Annotated in this window: 17 protein-coding genes; 11 read left to right on the top strand and 6 right to left on the bottom strand. The window is 54.4% G+C overall.

Going from position 1 to position 16,989, the window contains the following annotated elements:
• The first annotated feature begins 36 nt into the window (after positions 1 to 36).
• From ACQKLP_RS06270 to ACQKLP_RS06285, 4 genes are all read left to right on the top strand, one after another.
• Entirely contained in the window at positions 37 to 960 is a 924-nt protein-coding gene (locus ACQKLP_RS06270) for a M20/M25/M40 family metallo-hydrolase (RefSeq protein WP_427321105.1), read from the top strand.
• 186 nt (positions 961 to 1,146) lie between these two features.
• Positions 1,147 to 1,536, top strand: coding sequence for a hypothetical protein (locus ACQKLP_RS06275; protein ID WP_427321107.1), 390 nt, complete (start codon positions 1,147 to 1,149; stop codon positions 1,534 to 1,536).
• A 20-nt stretch (positions 1,537 to 1,556) separates the two neighbouring features.
• Positions 1,557 to 2,036 (top strand): Panacea domain-containing protein, encoded by a 480-nt coding sequence (locus ACQKLP_RS06280; RefSeq protein WP_427321109.1) that lies wholly within the window; start codon positions 1,557 to 1,559, stop codon positions 2,034 to 2,036.
• Positions 2,020 to 2,463: an MAG6450 family protein gene (locus ACQKLP_RS06285; protein ID WP_427321111.1), complete on the top strand. Its 444-nt coding sequence runs from the start codon at positions 2,020 to 2,022 to the stop codon at positions 2,461 to 2,463. Before ACQKLP_RS06280 ends, ACQKLP_RS06285 begins: the two co-directional genes overlap by 17 nt.
• 41 nt (positions 2,464 to 2,504) lie before the next feature.
• Here the strand turns inward: ACQKLP_RS06285 and ACQKLP_RS06290 are convergent, their stop codons facing one another.
• Together ACQKLP_RS06290 and ACQKLP_RS06295 are read right to left on the bottom strand one after the other, a co-directional pair.
• Complete coding sequence (locus ACQKLP_RS06290; RefSeq protein ID WP_427321113.1) at positions 2,505 to 4,949, bottom strand: transglycosylase domain-containing protein; 2,445 nt, start codon at positions 4,947 to 4,949, stop codon at positions 2,505 to 2,507.
• Between the two features lie 101 nt (positions 4,950 to 5,050).
• Positions 5,051 to 8,035, bottom strand: coding sequence for a tetratricopeptide repeat protein (locus tag ACQKLP_RS06295; RefSeq protein ID WP_427321115.1), 2,985 nt, complete (start codon positions 8,033 to 8,035; stop codon positions 5,051 to 5,053).
• A gap of 227 nt (positions 8,036 to 8,262) precedes the next feature.
• On the opposite strand from ACQKLP_RS06295, the gene ACQKLP_RS06300 reads away from it, so the two are divergent.
• From ACQKLP_RS06300 to ACQKLP_RS06320, 5 genes are read left to right on the top strand one after another with little or no spacing between them, the layout of a single operon-like run.
• Positions 8,263 to 8,658 (top strand): hypothetical protein, encoded by a 396-nt coding sequence (locus ACQKLP_RS06300; protein WP_341843199.1) that lies wholly within the window; start codon positions 8,263 to 8,265, stop codon positions 8,656 to 8,658.
• 54 nt (positions 8,659 to 8,712) lie between these two features.
• On the top strand, positions 8,713 to 9,168 hold the full coding sequence (locus ACQKLP_RS06305) for a bactofilin family protein (RefSeq protein ID WP_427321117.1): 456 nt from the start codon (positions 8,713 to 8,715) through the stop codon (positions 9,166 to 9,168).
• On the top strand, positions 9,125 to 9,358 hold the full coding sequence (locus ACQKLP_RS06310) for an AtpZ/AtpI family protein (RefSeq protein ID WP_427321119.1): 234 nt from the start codon (positions 9,125 to 9,127) through the stop codon (positions 9,356 to 9,358). The genes ACQKLP_RS06305 and ACQKLP_RS06310 overlap by 44 nt, the downstream gene beginning before the upstream one ends.
• Positions 9,348 to 9,746 (top strand): hypothetical protein, encoded by a 399-nt coding sequence (locus tag ACQKLP_RS06315; protein WP_427321121.1) that lies wholly within the window; start codon positions 9,348 to 9,350, stop codon positions 9,744 to 9,746. Before ACQKLP_RS06310 ends, ACQKLP_RS06315 begins: the two co-directional genes overlap by 11 nt.
• Positions 9,747 to 9,749: 3 nt before the next feature.
• The gene (locus tag ACQKLP_RS06320; RefSeq protein WP_427321123.1) at positions 9,750 to 10,370 is read left to right on the top strand and encodes a SprT-like domain-containing protein; all 621 of its coding nucleotides are present in this window, start codon (positions 9,750 to 9,752) and stop codon (positions 10,368 to 10,370) included.
• Here ACQKLP_RS06320 and ACQKLP_RS06325 read toward each other — a convergent pair whose 3' ends face one another.
• The 4 genes from ACQKLP_RS06325 to sucC form a co-directional block, all read right to left on the bottom strand.
• Positions 10,371 to 10,796, bottom strand: a complete 426-nt coding sequence (locus ACQKLP_RS06325) for a DUF7674 family protein (RefSeq protein ID WP_427321125.1) — start codon at positions 10,794 to 10,796, stop codon at positions 10,371 to 10,373.
• A gap of 89 nt (positions 10,797 to 10,885) precedes the next feature.
• The gene (locus tag ACQKLP_RS06330; RefSeq protein ID WP_427321126.1) at positions 10,886 to 11,296 is read right to left on the bottom strand and encodes an OsmC family protein; all 411 of its coding nucleotides are present in this window, start codon (positions 11,294 to 11,296) and stop codon (positions 10,886 to 10,888) included.
• A 128-nt stretch (positions 11,297 to 11,424) separates the two neighbouring features.
• Positions 11,425 to 12,429, bottom strand: coding sequence for a DUF4407 domain-containing protein (locus ACQKLP_RS06335; RefSeq protein WP_427321128.1), 1,005 nt, complete (start codon positions 12,427 to 12,429; stop codon positions 11,425 to 11,427).
• 365 nt (positions 12,430 to 12,794) lie between these two features.
• Positions 12,795 to 14,006 (bottom strand): ADP-forming succinate--CoA ligase subunit beta, encoded by a 1,212-nt coding sequence (sucC, locus tag ACQKLP_RS06340; protein ID WP_126245409.1) that lies wholly within the window; start codon positions 14,004 to 14,006, stop codon positions 12,795 to 12,797.
• A 116-nt stretch (positions 14,007 to 14,122) separates the two neighbouring features.
• Between sucC and ACQKLP_RS06345 the strand changes: the two genes are divergently transcribed.
• Together ACQKLP_RS06345 and ACQKLP_RS06350 are read left to right on the top strand one after the other, a co-directional pair.
• A complete protein-coding gene (locus ACQKLP_RS06345) occupies positions 14,123 to 14,935 on the top strand; it encodes a purine-nucleoside phosphorylase (protein ID WP_427321130.1) in 813 nt (270 codons plus the stop codon).
• A gap of 30 nt (positions 14,936 to 14,965) precedes the next feature.
• The gene (locus ACQKLP_RS06350) at positions 14,966 to 16,969 is read left to right on the top strand and encodes a putative porin (RefSeq protein ID WP_427321132.1); all 2,004 of its coding nucleotides are present in this window, start codon (positions 14,966 to 14,968) and stop codon (positions 16,967 to 16,969) included.
• Positions 16,970 to 16,989 lie beyond the last annotated feature (20 nt).

Here is a 16,989-nt window from a genome sequence, read left to right on the forward strand (position 1 = left end):
CTCCACGGAAGTGGGGCCTTTTTTACTTTTGAACATATGAAGCAGATTGCGATTTTGACGATTTGGCTGGCCGCAGCAGGCGCAGCTTTTGCACAGGAAACAGCGCCTTCGCCGGAGCGGATCCGGGAAACGGTGAACTATCTGGCGTCCGACAAGCTGAAAGGCCGTGGAACGGGAACGAAGGGAGGGGAGAAGGCTGCGGGGTATGTGGAGAAGCAGTTCCGGCAGATCGGCCTGCTGCCCGCCGTGGGTGGACAATACTTCCAGCAATTCGTGTTCGCCCGCGGGAAGCATTACAACCTGCACAGCAAGAATGTGATCGGATACATTGATAACGGTGCCGCACGTACGGTGATCATCGGTGCGCATTACGATCATTTGGGGCATGGTGAGCTGTTTAACGGCCGCTATCCCAATGAGATACACAACGGGGCGGACGATAACGCTTCCGGCGTGGCGGGGCTCCTGGAGCTGGCGCGGCATTATCAGCAGAATAACGTCAAAGAGCCGTTCAATTTCCTGTTCATCGCTTTCGGCGGCGAGGAATTGGGGCTGCACGGGTCGAAATATTACACGCGCTACCCGTTGGATTCGCTGAATAAGGTGCAGTTCATGTTGAATATGGACATGATCGGGCGATACAATCTGCAGCGTGGCGTGGGTATCGGCGGATATGGCACGGCGAAGGAGTGGCCGGAGATTTTCAAGGGCGTGCAGGATGGAGGGATCAAATTCTTCACCGATGGATCGGGGAAGGGCGGCAGCGATCACCACAGTTTTTATGTGGCCGGGGTGCCGGTGTTGTTCCTGCATACGGGCGGGCACGACGATTATCACAAACCTACCGACGACGCGCCGAAAGTGGATGCGAACGCGGAGGCGGGGATCTTGAAAATCGCGATCCAGCTGATTGATAACGCCATGAAATTCGACCGGTTGACGTATGTGACACAGGATTAAAAAAGGAAAAGTATATTTCGATGGAAGTGCGCACCGCGGCCGGTGCGCACTTTTTTTATGGGTAAATCCCGGTTTCACTGAGATATTCTTCGTATTTCGGAGATATTCTCGGAGTTTTTTGAAGGTTGTGGTCGTTGGTCATTCTAATTTTGTACTCCGATACGATCACCCAAAAAACGAATTGTTATGTTAACGCCCATCGATTGGGAAGCGTTCCACAAAGTATTTTCCAGCTATCTGCGGTTGGAGCGTAGCGTAGTTCCGGGGTCGGACGAGCATCTGGACCTGTTGCTGAGCATCGGCCGCGATTTGCGGGAGATGACGCGGTTGACGGTGATGCTGGCGAACGGGATAGAACAGGATTTTTACCGGTTTACGGAGGAAATGGCGCGCGATACCTTGCAGGACATCTGGCCTTGTGTGCGCATGTCGAGGATCATTTGCAGGGATCTCCGGCGGTCGCCGTTGTTGCAGTCCCTCGCGCAGGATGTGGATGCGTTCGAGGAGGAGGTGCTTGGGCTGAACGATGTGATATGTGATATGATGCATTGTCATGGAGGCGTTTCGAAAAACTAAACCATTAAAATAGCAACACGATGTACACTGCGAATCAAATTGCCAGTTGGTTTCTGGCGAGCCTGGAAACCAATTCGGGTGATACAATATCACCCATGAAGTTGCAGAAATTGATTTACTATTCACAGGCCTGGCACCTGGTTAAGTTTGATAAGCCGCTATTCAATGACAAGATCGAGGCCTGGATGCATGGCCCGACCGTTCCCGCGATATATGAGCGGTTCGATAATGCTTACAGGGATAGCATTCCATTCGAGAAGATGTTTAGCAAGGAACATTCCTATAAAAAGCTTCCGATCGAATTGGATGATTTTTTGGAGGAAATATTTTTAAAATATGGAGAACATTCTGCATGGTTCCTTGAAGCACTCTCCAAAAAGGAATTGCCCTGGCGGATGGCAAGAAGGCATACTCCTTCCCTGATGCATTGTCACCAGGAAATTACACAGGAATCAATGAAGAATTATTATTCAAAATTACAACATGAAGGAAAGCCTTAAAAGGCGATCTGTTGATTCATCCGTTGCAGTTAATCTTGATAGTCTTGGCCCGGAAATGAAAACAGCCGCGTTACAAGGCGATGGAATCAATATTTACGTCTCAATAACTTTTTTACAAAACAGGTTCGAGTGCTTTTCCGATTGGGGGAAACAGGAAATGAAGTGTTTCTGGCGGTTTATCCAAAAACTGAAAGGATGCAACTGGAAAGACCTTGTCCACTCGGGCGGAGGAGCTCATAAATCAGGCTTTGGAATGACTAAGATCCACAGGAGCAGGTATCCTTTGAATGGATATATCGAAGGGCTGGAAAAGGATTTGGACATTTTTGAATTAAGGGTGGATGGAAAGCGGCGGATTCATGGATGTCGTGTAGGCAACATCTTCCACATCTGCTGGCTCGACCGCAATCACCGTATTTGTTCATAAAAAAAGAGCGTGTATGGATGGTACACGCTCTTGGATTATCGTCAGTTATTGTTTTTCGGTTTCGGAGGGAGCTGGGCTTTCGGTTGTTGCCCTGCGGGTTGCGGCTCGTCGCGTTTCGGCGGTTTCGGCGTTTCCTTCGGGTCTTTGGGCTCCTTCTGTTCCTTTTGTTCTTTCGGTGTTTCTTTGGGCGCTTCCTTCGGTTGTTCCACCGGTTCGCCGTATGCGCCAACGTCTACGCTTTCATAATCACTGGCGCCGCCATTGCCTACATCTTCGGCTTCCGCGCCGGGTTGCACATTGTTCTCGTAGTTGAAATAGAGATCGTTGCGCATATTTGGCGGAATGGGGAATTTGGAGGCGGGATCAATGCCGAGGGTTTTATCTGCATACACTTTCTGCATGAAGAGAGCGAAGATGGGCAGGCCGGTGTTGGCGCCCTGGCCCAGCGCGGTGCTGCTGAAGCGGAGGTAGTTGTTGTCGCAACCCACCCATGCGCCTGCCAGCAGTTGCGGGGTGTAGCCGAGGAACCAGCCATCGGTGTTGTCGTTCGTGGTACCGGTTTTACCCGCTACTTCGCCGGGAATATTGTAACGGAAGCGCAATCTCGCACCAGTACCACCGGGAGCGGTAACGCCTTCCATCATTTTGACCATGGTATACGAATCGATCTCGCTGATCACTTCCTTTTTCTCGGGAACATATGTTTCGAGGATGTTGCCGAAGCGGTCTTCGATACGGGTGATGTAGATCGGTGTAGTGATCACCCCGCGGGCGGGGAACATCGTGTAGGCCCGGAGCATATCGAACAGGGAGATCGTGGAAACCCCCAATGCGATGGAGGGATATGGTTCGATCTTGGTAGACTGGAACCCGATCTTATCGTTTGCGAAATTGGCGAATGCCTTGGCGCCGAATTGCTTGATGAGGTAGGCGCTCACGAGGTTGAGCGACTTCGCCAGCGCGCCGGCCATAGAAATGGAACCGCCCACGCTGCCTTCGGAGTTGCGGGTAAGCGTCCAGTTGCCGATGGTCACGGGCTCGTTCGGCAGCATCGTGTTCGGGTTGAACCCGTTCATGAGCGCGAACAGGTAAAGGAACGGTTTGAACGTAGAGCCCACCTGGCGGGTGGTCTTGAATACGTGGTCGTTCTTGAAATACCGGAAATCCGGACCGCCCACCCAGGCCTTGATCTCCCCGCTTTCCGGGTCCATGGCCATGAAACCGGATTGCAGGATGGCGCGGTGGTATTTGATGGAATCGAGCGGTGTCATCACCGTATCGATCTCATTCTGGTCGGTGTTGGTATAGCTCCTCCAGCTGAAGGCTTTCATTTTAACAGGCGTATTGAAAGCCTTTTCGATCTCTTCGTCGGAGGCTTCTTCTTCCTTCATGCTGCGATACCGGTCGGTATCCTTGATGAAGTTCTGCAGGTCGCGGGAGGCGATGTTACCTGTCCACACCTTGCCGGATTTGATGTTGGCCTGTTGCTGGAAGGATTTCTGCAGGTCTTTCAGGTGGTGCGCTACCGCTTCCTCGGCATACAGTTGCATGCGGGGATTGATGGTGGTGTAGATTTTGAGACCGTCGCGGTACAGGTTGTATTCCGTGCCGTCGGGTTTCTTATGTTCCTTGCACCAGGCCTTCAATTCGCTGCGCAGCACTTCACGGAAGTAGGGAGCCAGGCCTTTGTTGTGGTCGAGCTTGTTGTAGCGGAGCACGATGGGCCGGCTTTTTGCCGCGGCACCGTCTGCACTGGTAATATATCCTTCGCTCACCATGTTGTCGATCACCGTATTGCGGCGGTTGAGCGCCAGCACTGGATTACGGCGGGGATTATATTGGGTGGAACCCTTCAGCATGCCCACCAGCGTGGCCGCTTCCTCGATGGAAAGCCGTGCGGGGTCCTTGCTGAAAAAGGTACGCGCACCGTTCTCGATACCGTACACGTTATCGCCGAACGCCACAGTGTTGAGGTACAGCGTGATGATCTCTTTTTTCGTAAGGTTGCGTTCCAGCTTGATGGCGATCACCCATTCCGAAAGTTTCTGGAAAGAACGCACCACCAGGTTGCGGGCACGGGTCTTGCCCTCACCGTCCTGTTGCAGGTTCAGCGCCAGCTGTTGGGTAATGGTGGAGGAACCACGCTTCTTGCCGATCAACAGGTAAAAAGGGATCGCCGCCGTTGCCTTGGCATCGATGCCGGAGTGACTGTAAAAATTACGGTCTTCCGTTGCCAGGAGGGCATTGAATACATTGGGAGAAATATCCTTGTAGTCTACGTTGGAACGATCTACCTGGAGGTACTTGCCCATAATGGTCCCGTCTTCCGCGATCACTTCAGAGGCCAGGGCCGTCCGCGGGTTTTCCAGTTCTTCCATGCTGGGCATATGTCCGATGATCCGGAGATTGATCAGCAGGAGGAGGATGAGGAATAAAGCCACCCCGCATCCGAAGGTCACCCATAATATTTTTACGGATTTTTTCATATGTTAAAAAGTGTGAAACAGTCTGTTTAGCGCAAAATTATGCTTTTTCCCCTGCGTTTCATAGGCCGGGCGGCATAGCATACTTGTTTGTCTTGCAAATATTATTCCGTTATGTAGTTGTTCCCGAAGAATTTGCGGTAGCCTTCCAGGTCTTTGGTATTATTTAACAGGATGAAGTTTTCGCGGGAAATGATGAACAGGCGGTAGTCGGTGGGACGGATCCGCGGAATGATCGTTTCACTCGCCACGCGGCTCACTTCATCGAAATACGTAAGTGCCTTGTTTTCATCGGGGAACAGCCGCACGATCACCATGATCTCGTTCGGCGTCAGGGCGTACATGCTCGTTTGCAGCTGTTCGGAAGCGTGTTTCTCACTGTTGTATTTGGAGAACTGGGCCACCGCTTCGTCGATCAGCACTTTCGACACCCGGTCGAAATGGATCACCACAAAATGCGGGATGGCTGACTTTTCGTCGCCCAGCTGGTAAGGCGTTACCGGTTTGGGTGGCGGCGGAGGCGGAACGTTGGCCACAGCTGCTGCGGAATCGGCTTTGGCTTTCAATGCCAGGGAATCCGTCAGGTTGGGCGCAGGGGTTTGCCAGGGATAGCGGATGCGGATGTTTTCGTCAACCTGTGCCGTGCTGCTGCTGTCCCGCTGGATTTCCAGCTGGGTCAGGTAATCGGTCACCTGCTGGCGGCGCTCCAGCGCTTCCTGGATGGCTTTGGCCTGGTTCAGGATACCCTCTTCGCCGGGATATTTGGTGATCACGGACGCGATGGCGGCCTTGCCTTCGTCTTCCGGCCGGGTTTTGATGATCGCCATGGCTTCCAGTAAGTCGAATTTGGCCTGAACGGGACTGAACCCTACCGTGGAGTCGGAGAATTTGCGGAGCACGAACACCGTGTCGTAATTCCCCTGGCGGAACGCATTATAGGCGGATTCGTAAATGTTTTCGGCGGCCTTGTTCTTTTCCTTGTCCTGGGTGCTGAGCGCGCCGTAAGTCAGGATACTGGCGTATTGGGTGCCCGGGAACTGCGTGAGCACCTGGGTCTTGTATTTAGCTGCCAGTTCGTTGTGGTTCAGTTTGTTATGCCAGGCGTACAGGCTATACAGCACTTCCACCTTGCGGGGATGCTCCGGGAAGCGGGACAGGAGCGTATCGTAAGTGAGGATGCCCTCACGGGTATCGTCGAGCTTGTCGTTATAGAGCTTGCCGAGGTCGAAATACGCCTCCTGCTGGCGCCCGCGCGATGCTTCCAGTTTCTCGGGCGTATCAGGCAACTGGTTGGCCAGCAGCGAGATGTTGATACTGTCTGCCGGCAGATCGGCGATCGACGGGGCGGCATTATTCCCTTCATTCACCTCCGGCTGCGGAGGCGTCGGGGCGTTGTTATTGGCGAGCAGGGCGCCCGATTGCTGGCTGCGGCGCCAGTTGTCGCCCAAGGCGCGGTTACCCCAGCGCCGGCGGAATTCGGTGAAGCCGGTCGATTTATTGCTCTGGTTATAGAAATACCATTCGCCGCCTTCGTTGGCGGGCCCGAAAGACGGATTGTTGTAGTTGTTGTTGGCCGTGAAGGAAGGAGGCGCCTGTGCGGCAGTGCTTCCGCCTTTTTTGCCACCTTCGGCTGGTGGCGGGGTTTTCGCCGCCTTGAGGGCAGCTACCTGTTTGGCCAGCAGCGTATCGCGCATCGCGGGCGGCAGACTGGCGATTTGTTGCAGGCTGTCTTCGTCGCGGATGGTTTGCACTTTTTCGGCCACGGCGCCCAGGGTTTCCTTGCGGGCATTCACGAGTTCCGCATCATGGAAATCCGGGCCCATGATAGACGCGGTGCTGTCGTAATACCGCTGTGCATTGCGGTAGTCTTTCCGGAAATAGTAAATATCCGCCATGCCTTTGAACGTCAGTGTTTTCTGGAGCATGTTGGCGCTTTCGACCCGCAGTGATTTGTTCAGAAAATCGATCGCACGTTCCGGATCTTCATTGGCGCACAGCGATGCCATATTGTAATAGATCGCGTCGCGGAAGGGGATGAAACGTTCTTTGCGCAGCATGCTTTGCAACGCGGCGATGCTTTCTTCCAGGCTGCCGCCGTTTACTTTGGTATTGGCTTTGGCGATCTGGACACGGGCATTGAAATCGATGGTGGCGTCCGATTTGGCGGCGATCACTTCGCGGAAAGCCGTCATGGCCGAATCGTATTTGTTCTGCGAAACGTACAACTGGCCGAGGATATAGTACATCCGCGCCTTTTGGTCGCGGCCGCTGTGGCCTTTCTTCAGCGCCATGCGCAGCGGTTCTATGGTTTCGGCGTACTGTCCCTGTTTATAGAATTTCCAGGCCTGGAGCTCGGCGAGCTGTCCGTCGAGGCGCCGGGGGAAATAGGGATCGGTTTCGAGGATATTGAGGAGCGACTGGGCTTCGTCGTGCTTGTTCTGTTCTATGAGCGTGCGCGCCTGCCAGAGGAATGCGTCGTTACGGGCACTGGTATGCCGGAAATGCCGGGCGTACCAGGTTTTTTCCTTTTCGCGGCTGGAGATAGACAGGAGGTCGTTCTGGCTGCTGCCCACCACGGCATTGTAATCCGATTTCTTTTTCGGGGCAAAGGTGGTGTTGATGAACTGGAAAGTATTGGCGGCGGCTTCCCATTCGCCTTTATAATAATATGCCTTCCCTATGAGCAGGTAGCTGTCGTCTATCCAGCGCCCGCGCGGGTCGTGGATCTGGACGGCTACCGAGGCTTTCTGGACGACGGAGTCCAGCTCGTTGACATCGAGGTTGAGCTTGTCGACGGTGAAGGGGTAGAAGGGCAGGTAGACGTTGTAATTGTCTTGCCGCTGTTTGTTGATACCGGTCAGTACCTTTTCCAGCTTGAGTTTAGCGTGGTAATAGTAGTTATACCGGGTCACGGTGTTTTGCACCACCCTGCGGGTGAAGGTATATGGTTTTGAGGCCATCTTTTCTGACGGGGGGCGCCGGTCTTCCACCTTAAGGGGCTTCTCGGGCCTGGCCGGGGGCTGATTGGCAGGTTTGTCCTGCCCTAAAACCGTTGCGGCTGCGGCGAAAAAGAGCATTCCTCCCACCACACCGGCACGTAATAGAGATATATTAGAACAATGCATGTAAAGCCAGGTCGGTAATAACTTCTTTATTAACTTTTATTTGGGAAAAAATATTTTAAAGATAGGATAATTTTTTTTCGGACTGCGCGTATAAGGGCTAACTTGGGGCAAATCCGGAATCGTATTTACAAATTATGAATTTTTGATGGATATTTCGGTAAAAACTTCAATCTTTACATTTTTGCAGAAATATGGCTACTGAAGACAAAAATAAGGGCAGAAGCCTCGACCGGTTGAACCATAAATACCGGTTGGTGATTATGAACGACGATACCTATGAGGAGGTGACCGCCTTCCGCCTGTCGCGCATGAGCGTGTACGTGGCGCTCAGCACCCTGTTCGTGCTGCTGGTGGCTATCACGGTGGCAACGGTGGTGTTTACGCCCCTGCGGTATTACATCCCCGGATACGGCGATCTTAAGCAGCGAAAGGAGTTCCTGCAGCTGAAAATGCGGACGGATTCCCTGGAACGCGCGATCTCCACCCGCGACCGCTACCTGCAAAACCTGAAAAACGTCATCGGCGGCAACATCCAGCTGGATACCAATATGCTGAAAGTCCCGAAAGTCGAAAACAGTACTTATTAAATATTTTTTCACTATCTTACACCATCTTTATTAAAAAGAAAAACCTTCTGACCTATGTTTAACCAAAGTAAGAAAAGTGAAGGCAAGAGCATTATGCCTTCCTCCAACATCAACCTTATTGGCAACGGAACCACTATCCAGGGAGACATCGTGTGTGAAGGGGATATCCGTATCGATGGACAGGTTACGGGCCTGGTTTCTACCAAAGCAAAGATCGTGGTAGGACCGGAAGGGGAGATCCTGGGAGACCTGATCTGCCAGAGTGCGGACATCCTGGGTAAAGTGACCGGGATCATCAAGGTAGACGACCTGTTGTTCCTGAAAGGCAACGCCTACATCAAAGGCGATATTTATACCGCGCATTTCGAAATGGAACCGACCGTTAAATTCAACGGCCGTTGCTATATGGACCCTGCAGACGCACCGCCGGCGCGTACTGGAGCTGAAATCACCGCAGATGTAAAACATGGAAGATCCCTCGTCCAGGAAGAAGAAACAGAAGCCGTCTAACCTGCTGCTGCGGTATGCCGGCCTGGCCTTCCAAATGATGGCCACCCTCGGCGTGGCCGTATGGCTGGGTTACCTGCTGGATAAAAAGGTCGACATCGGTTTCCCGTTGTTCATGATCATTTTTTCTTTACTCGCTTTAGCCCTACTTTTGTGGCAAATTGTAAAAGATACCAGCAGGCATGACCGATAAATTTATCTTCTGGCTGGCGGCAGTGGTCGCGGCAATCACAGGTTTGTTGTTTACGTTGGAGAACGGATGGCTCGCCTCCCTCGGCGTCGATTTCCCCGTTCTCGTTGCCGGCAACATCGTCCTGGCCCTCATCGCCCTTGTCAGCTATTCCCTTTGCCGTAAAGGTCTTGCGGCCGAAAATCCGAACGTTTTCGTTCGTTCCGTTTATGCCTCCACGCTGAGCAAACTGATGCTCTGCGTGGCGGGCATCGGTGTGTACGTGTTCGTCACCCGCGACCATGTCAGCAAAGCGACTATCTTCATCCTGCTGTTCTTTTACCTCGTGTATACCGTGCTGGAAACCTGGCAGCTGTTCCGCGCCAGCCTCCGGCAGAAGAAACATCAGTAGCCGTTGAAGCAAGAACATCCTTTACATGCATTGGCCGCTTACCTGCCGGATGGCACTTTCGAGCAGGTAATCGCCTATATCACCGAGTATAAAGTACATCTCACCATCACCCGTGAGCGCCAGAGCGTACTGGGCGACTATCGCCATCCCTTCCAGGGGAAAGGCCACCGCATCAGTATTAACGGCGGCCTTAACAAATACGCTTTTTTACTCACGCTCCTCCACGAGATCGCGCATCTCACCACCTTTAATATTTATAGCCACAGCGTGCAGGCACATGGCCGCGAGTGGAAGAACGAATACGGTAAGATCCTCAAAGAATTCATCGGGAAAGGTTATCTCCCGATCGATGTGGAAACCGCCGTCCGCAAAAGCCTCCACAACCCCGGCGCCACTTCCTGCTCCGACGAGGAATTGATGCGCGTCCTCATGCGCTACGATCGCAAAAAGGAAAACCATTACCTCGTGGAGCAACTTCCCATCGGCCAGCTCTTCAGGACCAAAGATGGCCGTGTGTTCAGCCGCGGCGAAAAAATCCGCAAACGCATCCGCTGCGAAGAAATCGAAACGAAAAGAATGTACCTCTTCAGCCCGGTATACGAAGTGGAGCTGGTGAGCGAGTGATTACCGGAATTTGAATTTTTCTTTGCGCCAGGATTTGGGGCGCTCCTGCAGCGGGATCCCGTACGCATCGTCGAGCGCAGCCATCTCCTCATCCGTATTGCTGCGATATTCGAGCAGGCTGCGGATGTCCAGATAGATATCTTTTTTGACCCACGTCGTCATATCTTTCATCGTTTCCGGTTGATCGATGAGGTGTTCGTAAAAGCATACGCAAATGGCGTTGTAAAGTTCGTTGGCTTTCTGGCGGTGGCACCATTCCGCATATGCATAGCATTTCGTTAAAAGGGGAATGTCGTTATCACGATGCGCCTGCACAACAACGGCCCTCATTTCAATTAAAATCGTGTAAATATCGGCGTCCGGCGCCTGAAATTCGCGCCTGCACTGGGGAATGTATTCGATCGCTTTTCGTCGCCAGGTACTCACGTTAGGGAATAGGGATGATTGATGGTGGATCTAAAATAGTAAAATAGCCGGAAGGGACACCGCCGGCCAGATGATTCGGATAAAAAGCCTCACGCCTTCAGTATGTCGATCGAATTGAGCTTGACGGCAGTGCCGGCGCGCAGTGAAGTCGGGATATCGGCCGATTGATCGACGCTGCGGATGAGGTCTTCGACGTCTTGCCGCGGCGCGGAAGATTCCACGCGGATGTCGTACCGGATGTTCCGGGCCTGTGCGGGCTCGCCGCTCCAGTCGCCATTGACGATGATCTCCACATGCGCCACGGCGATGCCCCGGGCGGCGGCTTCGCGGTAGAGGCTGTTGCACACGCTCGCGGCGATAGACATCATGAATAATTCTTCCCCGCTGAACCCGATGCCCAGGCCTCCCGCGCGTGGCGTTCGGTCTATCACCAGGCTGCGGGGGCCCGCCCAGCCTGCCGCTGCACTCGTTTCGTGGATGGTTTTGAGATGTACCTGCATAGTATGTTTAATGTACGCAATGTTCGGATGATTCCCAAATTGGAAGATGTGTGCATGTACCGGTTTCCGGTTATCTGGTAAAGCCCCCTGCGCGATACGTGGCCGGCCGGGGATTTTCCAACCCCAGATCATACATAGGCCGATTCTTCTTCCGCTTTCCTGATCCGCGCGTCTGTCTGCATTTCCAGGATGGCTTTCTTTTCTTTCCGGTGCATGGCGAAGGCGAATTCGTGCTGGTCCAGCAGATCGTCGTACGGCCCGCGGGGCGAGATGAGCTTCACGAGTACGGGAGCCGTTTCCAGGGCAATGAACAACAGCATGATGAACCAGTTGGCCCATTGGATGGGGGCGCTTTTCCCGGTGATGCGGCCCAGTGCTTCCAGCCGGGAGGCCATTCCGTCGGGTTTGTGGCGTTCCAGGGCCGTGAGGCGCGCGGCGAGCGAATCGTCTTCCGCCTGGATTTCCGCAGTGAGGGCGGCGCGTTGTGACAGGAGGGATTGCAGGGCCGCGGAGGCGCTGTCGGCATCGGCTTTTTTGGCTTTATAGATGGGGCCGAGGTTCTTGACGCGGGAGCCGCCGGTGCCATCGGCTTCCTGCTGGGCGCGCAGCTGGAGGGTATCTACCCGCGTGGTCTGCACGGAGATTTGGGACTGGATGGCATTCATCCGGGTGGCGAGCTCGGCTTTGCGGGAAGTGAAGGCAGCGCGGACGAGGGAGTCTTCCGCCTGGCGCTGTTCCTGTTCCATGAGGGTGAGCTCGGCGAGGATTTCCCGCTCGAAGATTTTCAGCTCCAGGGGTTTGGAGATCACCACGGCGATCATCACGGCGAGGAGGAGGCGCGGAACGGCCATCCAGAGCTCTTTGCCGAAGCGGTCGCGCTTCTTGAGGCTCGATACGATGTAGCGGTCGAGGTTGAAGATCATGAGGCCCCACAGCAATGCGAACCCGACGGCGGCCCAGGGGTTGCGGAAGACGGTCCACAGTGCATACCCTGCGGCGATGGCGGCAAACAGGCCGGTAAAGAAAATAGTAGCCCCTATGCCGGCGTACTTATTGGTTTCGGCAGGTGCGCGGCGGAGCAGGGGCAGGTGTGCGCCCGAGCAGATGAGGAAGAAATGACGGATACGTAACATGCTGTTTCGTTTTCAGGTAAGCCGTCATGTTTTTGATAAGAAGGATGGAAGTCAAAAATAGGCAATTTTTCTGCCCTTGCCGCAAATTTACCGCGGGCGGCGGGGAACGATGGCAGGCGGTCGATGGCGGGAGGGGCGGATTGTTTGGAGGGCTCGCGGGAGCGAATTGGCGGTTTTGACGGCCAGGCGGATTTTGAAAGGCGGAGTTTGATGGAGGGATCGGCGGAAAAGATGCATCGCCGAACGGTGCACGGCTGTTGAAGGGAGTGACACAACGGCGGCCGGGCCAGCGGAACAAAGCCGGCTGCAACGAAAAAGGACGGCCAATAAGACCGTCCTTTCCGGAAAAATATGAAGGCGATAGCTTAGCTAACGGCTTTGTTTACGAGTGCAGCTGCTTCGCTGAGCAGGATGGCAGATTGAACTTTCAGGCCGCTTTCCTCGATGAGGGCTTTCGCTTCGGCAGCGTTGGTACCCTGGAGGCGCACGATGATGGGCACTTCGATGGTGCCGATGGATTTGTAAGCGTCGATCACACCCTGGGCAACACGGTCGCAACGAACGATACCGCCGAAGATGTTGATGAGGATCGCTTTTACTTTCGGGTCTTTCAGGATAATGCGGAAACCGGCTTCAACGGTTTGCGCGTTGGCGGTGCCGCCTACGTCCAGGAAGTTGGCGGGCTCGCCACCGGAAAGTTTGATCATGTCCATGGTAGCCATGGCGAGGCCTGCGCCGTTCACCATACAACCTACGTTACCGTCGAGTTTCACGAAGTTGAGGTTGTGTTTGCCGGCTTCCACTTCGGTGGGGTCTTCTTCGGTAATGTCGCGCAGGGCAACGAGCTCCGGGTGGCGGATGAGGGCGTTGTCGTCGAGGTTCAGCTTGCAGTCTACGGCGATGATTTTTTCGTCGCTCGTTTTGAACAGCGGGTTGATTTCGAGCATGGCGGCGTCGAGCCCAACGTATCCGTTATAGAGGTTGGTCACGAATTTCACCATGTTTTTGAACGCTTCGCCGGAGAGGCCGAAGTTGAAGGCGATCTTGCGGGCCTGGAAGGCTTCGAGTTTGCCGCCGGGGTATACCCACTCCTTGAAAATTTTGTCGGGCGTGTTATGGGCCACTTCCTCGATGTCCATGCCTCCTTCGGTGGAGTACATGATCACGTTCTGGCCGGTGGCACGGTCGAGGAGGATGGAGAGGTAGAATTCTTTGATGGGATTGGCGCCGGGATAGTAAACGTCCTGGGCTACCAGTACTTTATTGACAACCTTGCCGGCTTCGCCGGTCTGGATGGTTACGAGGGTGCCACCGAGGATATTTCCGGCGATGGTTTTTACATCTTCCGCGTTTTTACCAACGGCTACGCCGCGTTGTTCGGTGCCACGGATCTTGCCTTTACCGCGCCCGCCCGCGTGTATTTGCGCCTTTACTACGGCGAACTCGTTTCCAAACTGCACCTTCAGTTGCTTGTAAGCCTCGGCGGCAGCTTCGGGCGTGTCAACCGGGATACCTTCCTGTACCGGTACATTGTATTTTTTCAGCAGTTCTTTAGCCTGGTACTCGTGTAAATTCATCGGAATACAAATTTGGCCGCTAATTTAGGCATTTTATGTTTTAATCCGGGGATTTCTTTGGATGGGATGGATGATATGCAACGAACAATTAACTTTGCCGGGCATAAAATCCGCAAATGCTGGAACAGATCAACGAATCGAAGGCCTATATTCAGCAGTTCGCTCCCTGGCGTCCTGCGGTGGGCATCATACTGGGCAGCGGCCTGGGGAACCTGGCGGGGGAGATAACCGACCGGGTGGAGATCCCTTACGACCAGATCCCCCATTTCCCGCCGGCAACGGTGGAGGGGCATTCGGGCCGGCTCATCCTGGGGAAGCTCGCCGGCAGGCCCGTGGTGGCCATGGCGGGGAGGTACCATTATTATGAAGGCCTTTCCATGCAACAGGTCACTTTCCCCGTTCGGGTGATGAAGGCCCTCGGCATCGAGACCCTCCTCATCTCCAACGCGGCCGGCGGCATGAACGCCAAATTCCGGGTGGGCGACCTCATGGTCATTACCGATCACATCAACCTCCAGCCCGAACATCCGCTCCGCGGCCCCAACAACGCCGCCCTCGGCCCCCGGTTCCCCGATATGAGCGAGCCCTACAGCAAGGCGCTCATCGCCAAAGCGAAGGAAATCGCCGCCGCAAAAGGGATCCATCTGCACGAAGGCGTATACGTCGGCGTGCAGGGCCCCACGTTCGAAACACGGGCCGAATATAAATTCATGCACATCATCGGCGGAGACGCCGTGGGCATGAGCACCGTCCCGGAAGTCATCGTAGCCGCCCACAGCGGGCTGCGCGTTTTCGCCATGAGCGTCATCACCGACCTCGGCATCCGTGAAGAAGAAAACGTCATCACCCACGAAGAGGTACTGGCAGCCGCCAAAGCAGCGGAGCCGCATTTAACTTATATTTTCAGCGAATTGGCCCGGCAATTGTAGCATATGCCGGACCTTACACGAATCATCCCGATGAGGCAATTCTCGATCCTTTTCCTCCTGCTGGTTTGCACCGGCACCGCCCTCAGGGCACAGTTCAACACCGGCCGCCTGCCCATGCGCGGCGGGGGCGGCGGCAATACTTCCATGCAGCGGGACACTACCAAGCACGACCATGAGCCCGATACGCTCACGCTCCGCTACCGGTTCCTCGACGAGCCCACCGATTTCATGATCGACTCTTCCATCGCGGATTTTTCGCTGAATTACCTTGGCTTCCCCGCCACCTACATGACCCTCGGCAACAACGGCAACGCCGCCCGCAACCTCGTATTCTCGCCCCGCATGGCCCCCGGCTTCGATGCAGGGTTCCATTCGTACGACGTGTACGGCTTCAACCACCAGAACGCCAAATTCTATAACACCAACCGGCCCTTCTCGGAGCTGTGGTACCTCATCGGCGCCAAACAGGAGCAGATGATCAACCTGCAACACACCCAGAACCGCGGCGAGAAATTCAACTTCTCGTTCCAGTACCGGAAAATCAACAGCCCCGGGTTTTTCCAGAACCAGGCCACCAACCACGATAATTATAATGTAACGGCGAACTACAACAGCCAGGACAAACGCTATCACCTTTACTTCAGCTATTATCTCAACAAGATCAATGGCGGCGAAAATGGCGGGCTGCAAGACAAGGCCGACCTCAAGAACCCGGAATACACCGACCCGCGGCTCATCCCCGTACGCCTCGGCGGCAACAACCCGCGCCTCGGCGGCCTGCTCAACACCAATATCCCCGTAAAAAGCTATAACCAGGAAGCCAGCATCCTCGTGCGCCAGCAATACGACTGGGGCCATGGCGATACGGTACATGTCAACGACACCACCGAATATTACAAATTCGACCCCGTTTTCCGCGTAGAGCACACCCTTACCTACACCGAAAACACCTACCGGTACCAGGACGCCGAACCGGATTCCCTGTACTACCGCACCTTTTACAACATCAACATCCCCCTGAACAATCCCGATACGGTCCGGACGCGGCACCGCTGGCGGATTTTCAGCAACGATATTTCACTCATGCAGTTCCCCATGCGCGGGAACCAGGCGCACTTCATCCGCGTAGGCGCCGCTTTCGAAATGATCAAAGGGCAGTTCGACACCTCCGTGGCCGTCCGCTCCTTCAACGAAGTCTCGTTCACCAACCTCCGCCTCCATGGCGAATACCGTAACAAGACGCGGAATCAGAAATGGGACATCCAGGCCAAGGGAGACCTGTACCCCATCGGCGAGAACGCGGGCGACTATGCCGTGTCCGGCCGCCTGAGCAGCCATCTCAACGAAACACTGGGCCGCATCAGCCTCATGGCCGCCAACGTCAACCGCGAACCGTCTTACGTTTACCGGTATTTCGGCACCCGCAACAAACAAATCTGGACGAACAACGATCTCAACAAGGAAAACATCACCCAGATCCAGGTGCGGGCCGATAACAAGAAACTTAAATACAGTCTCACCGCCAATTATTTCCTCTACACCAATTACACCTACTTCAAAAGTTTCACGGAAAGCGCGCAAAGCAGCGGGTTGTTCAACCTCCTCCAGCTCGTGGCGTATAAAAGGTTCGACGTAGGCGGATTTACCTTTGACGGAGACGCGGCCTTCCAGCAGATCGCAGGAACGGCGCCCGTGCAGTTGCCCACCGTTTGGGCGCGCCTGCGCGTTGCCTACACGGCCAAGCTCTTCAAAAACCTGAACCTTTACACCGGCCTCGAAGGGAAATACAACACGCCGTACTATGCGGACGATTATTCTCCCATGCTCAGCCAGTTCTTCTACCAGGACGTACTGCAGATCAACAACAAACCCGAAGTGGCGGCTTTCGTACATTTCAGGATCAAGTCGTTGTCGGCCTACGTGCGCGGCGAAAACCTGAACTCCCTGGTGTGGGACAATAACTTCGTGTCGCCCCTGTACCCCGCAAACAATTTCGGGATCCGGGTGGGCCTGCGCTGGTGGTTCGTGAACTGATGCCCGTTTCGGCCGAAATG

The organism is Chitinophaga sp. NPDC101104 (genome assembly GCF_050277495.1).
Classification (GTDB): Bacteria; Bacteroidota; Bacteroidia; order Chitinophagales; family Chitinophagaceae; genus Chitinophaga.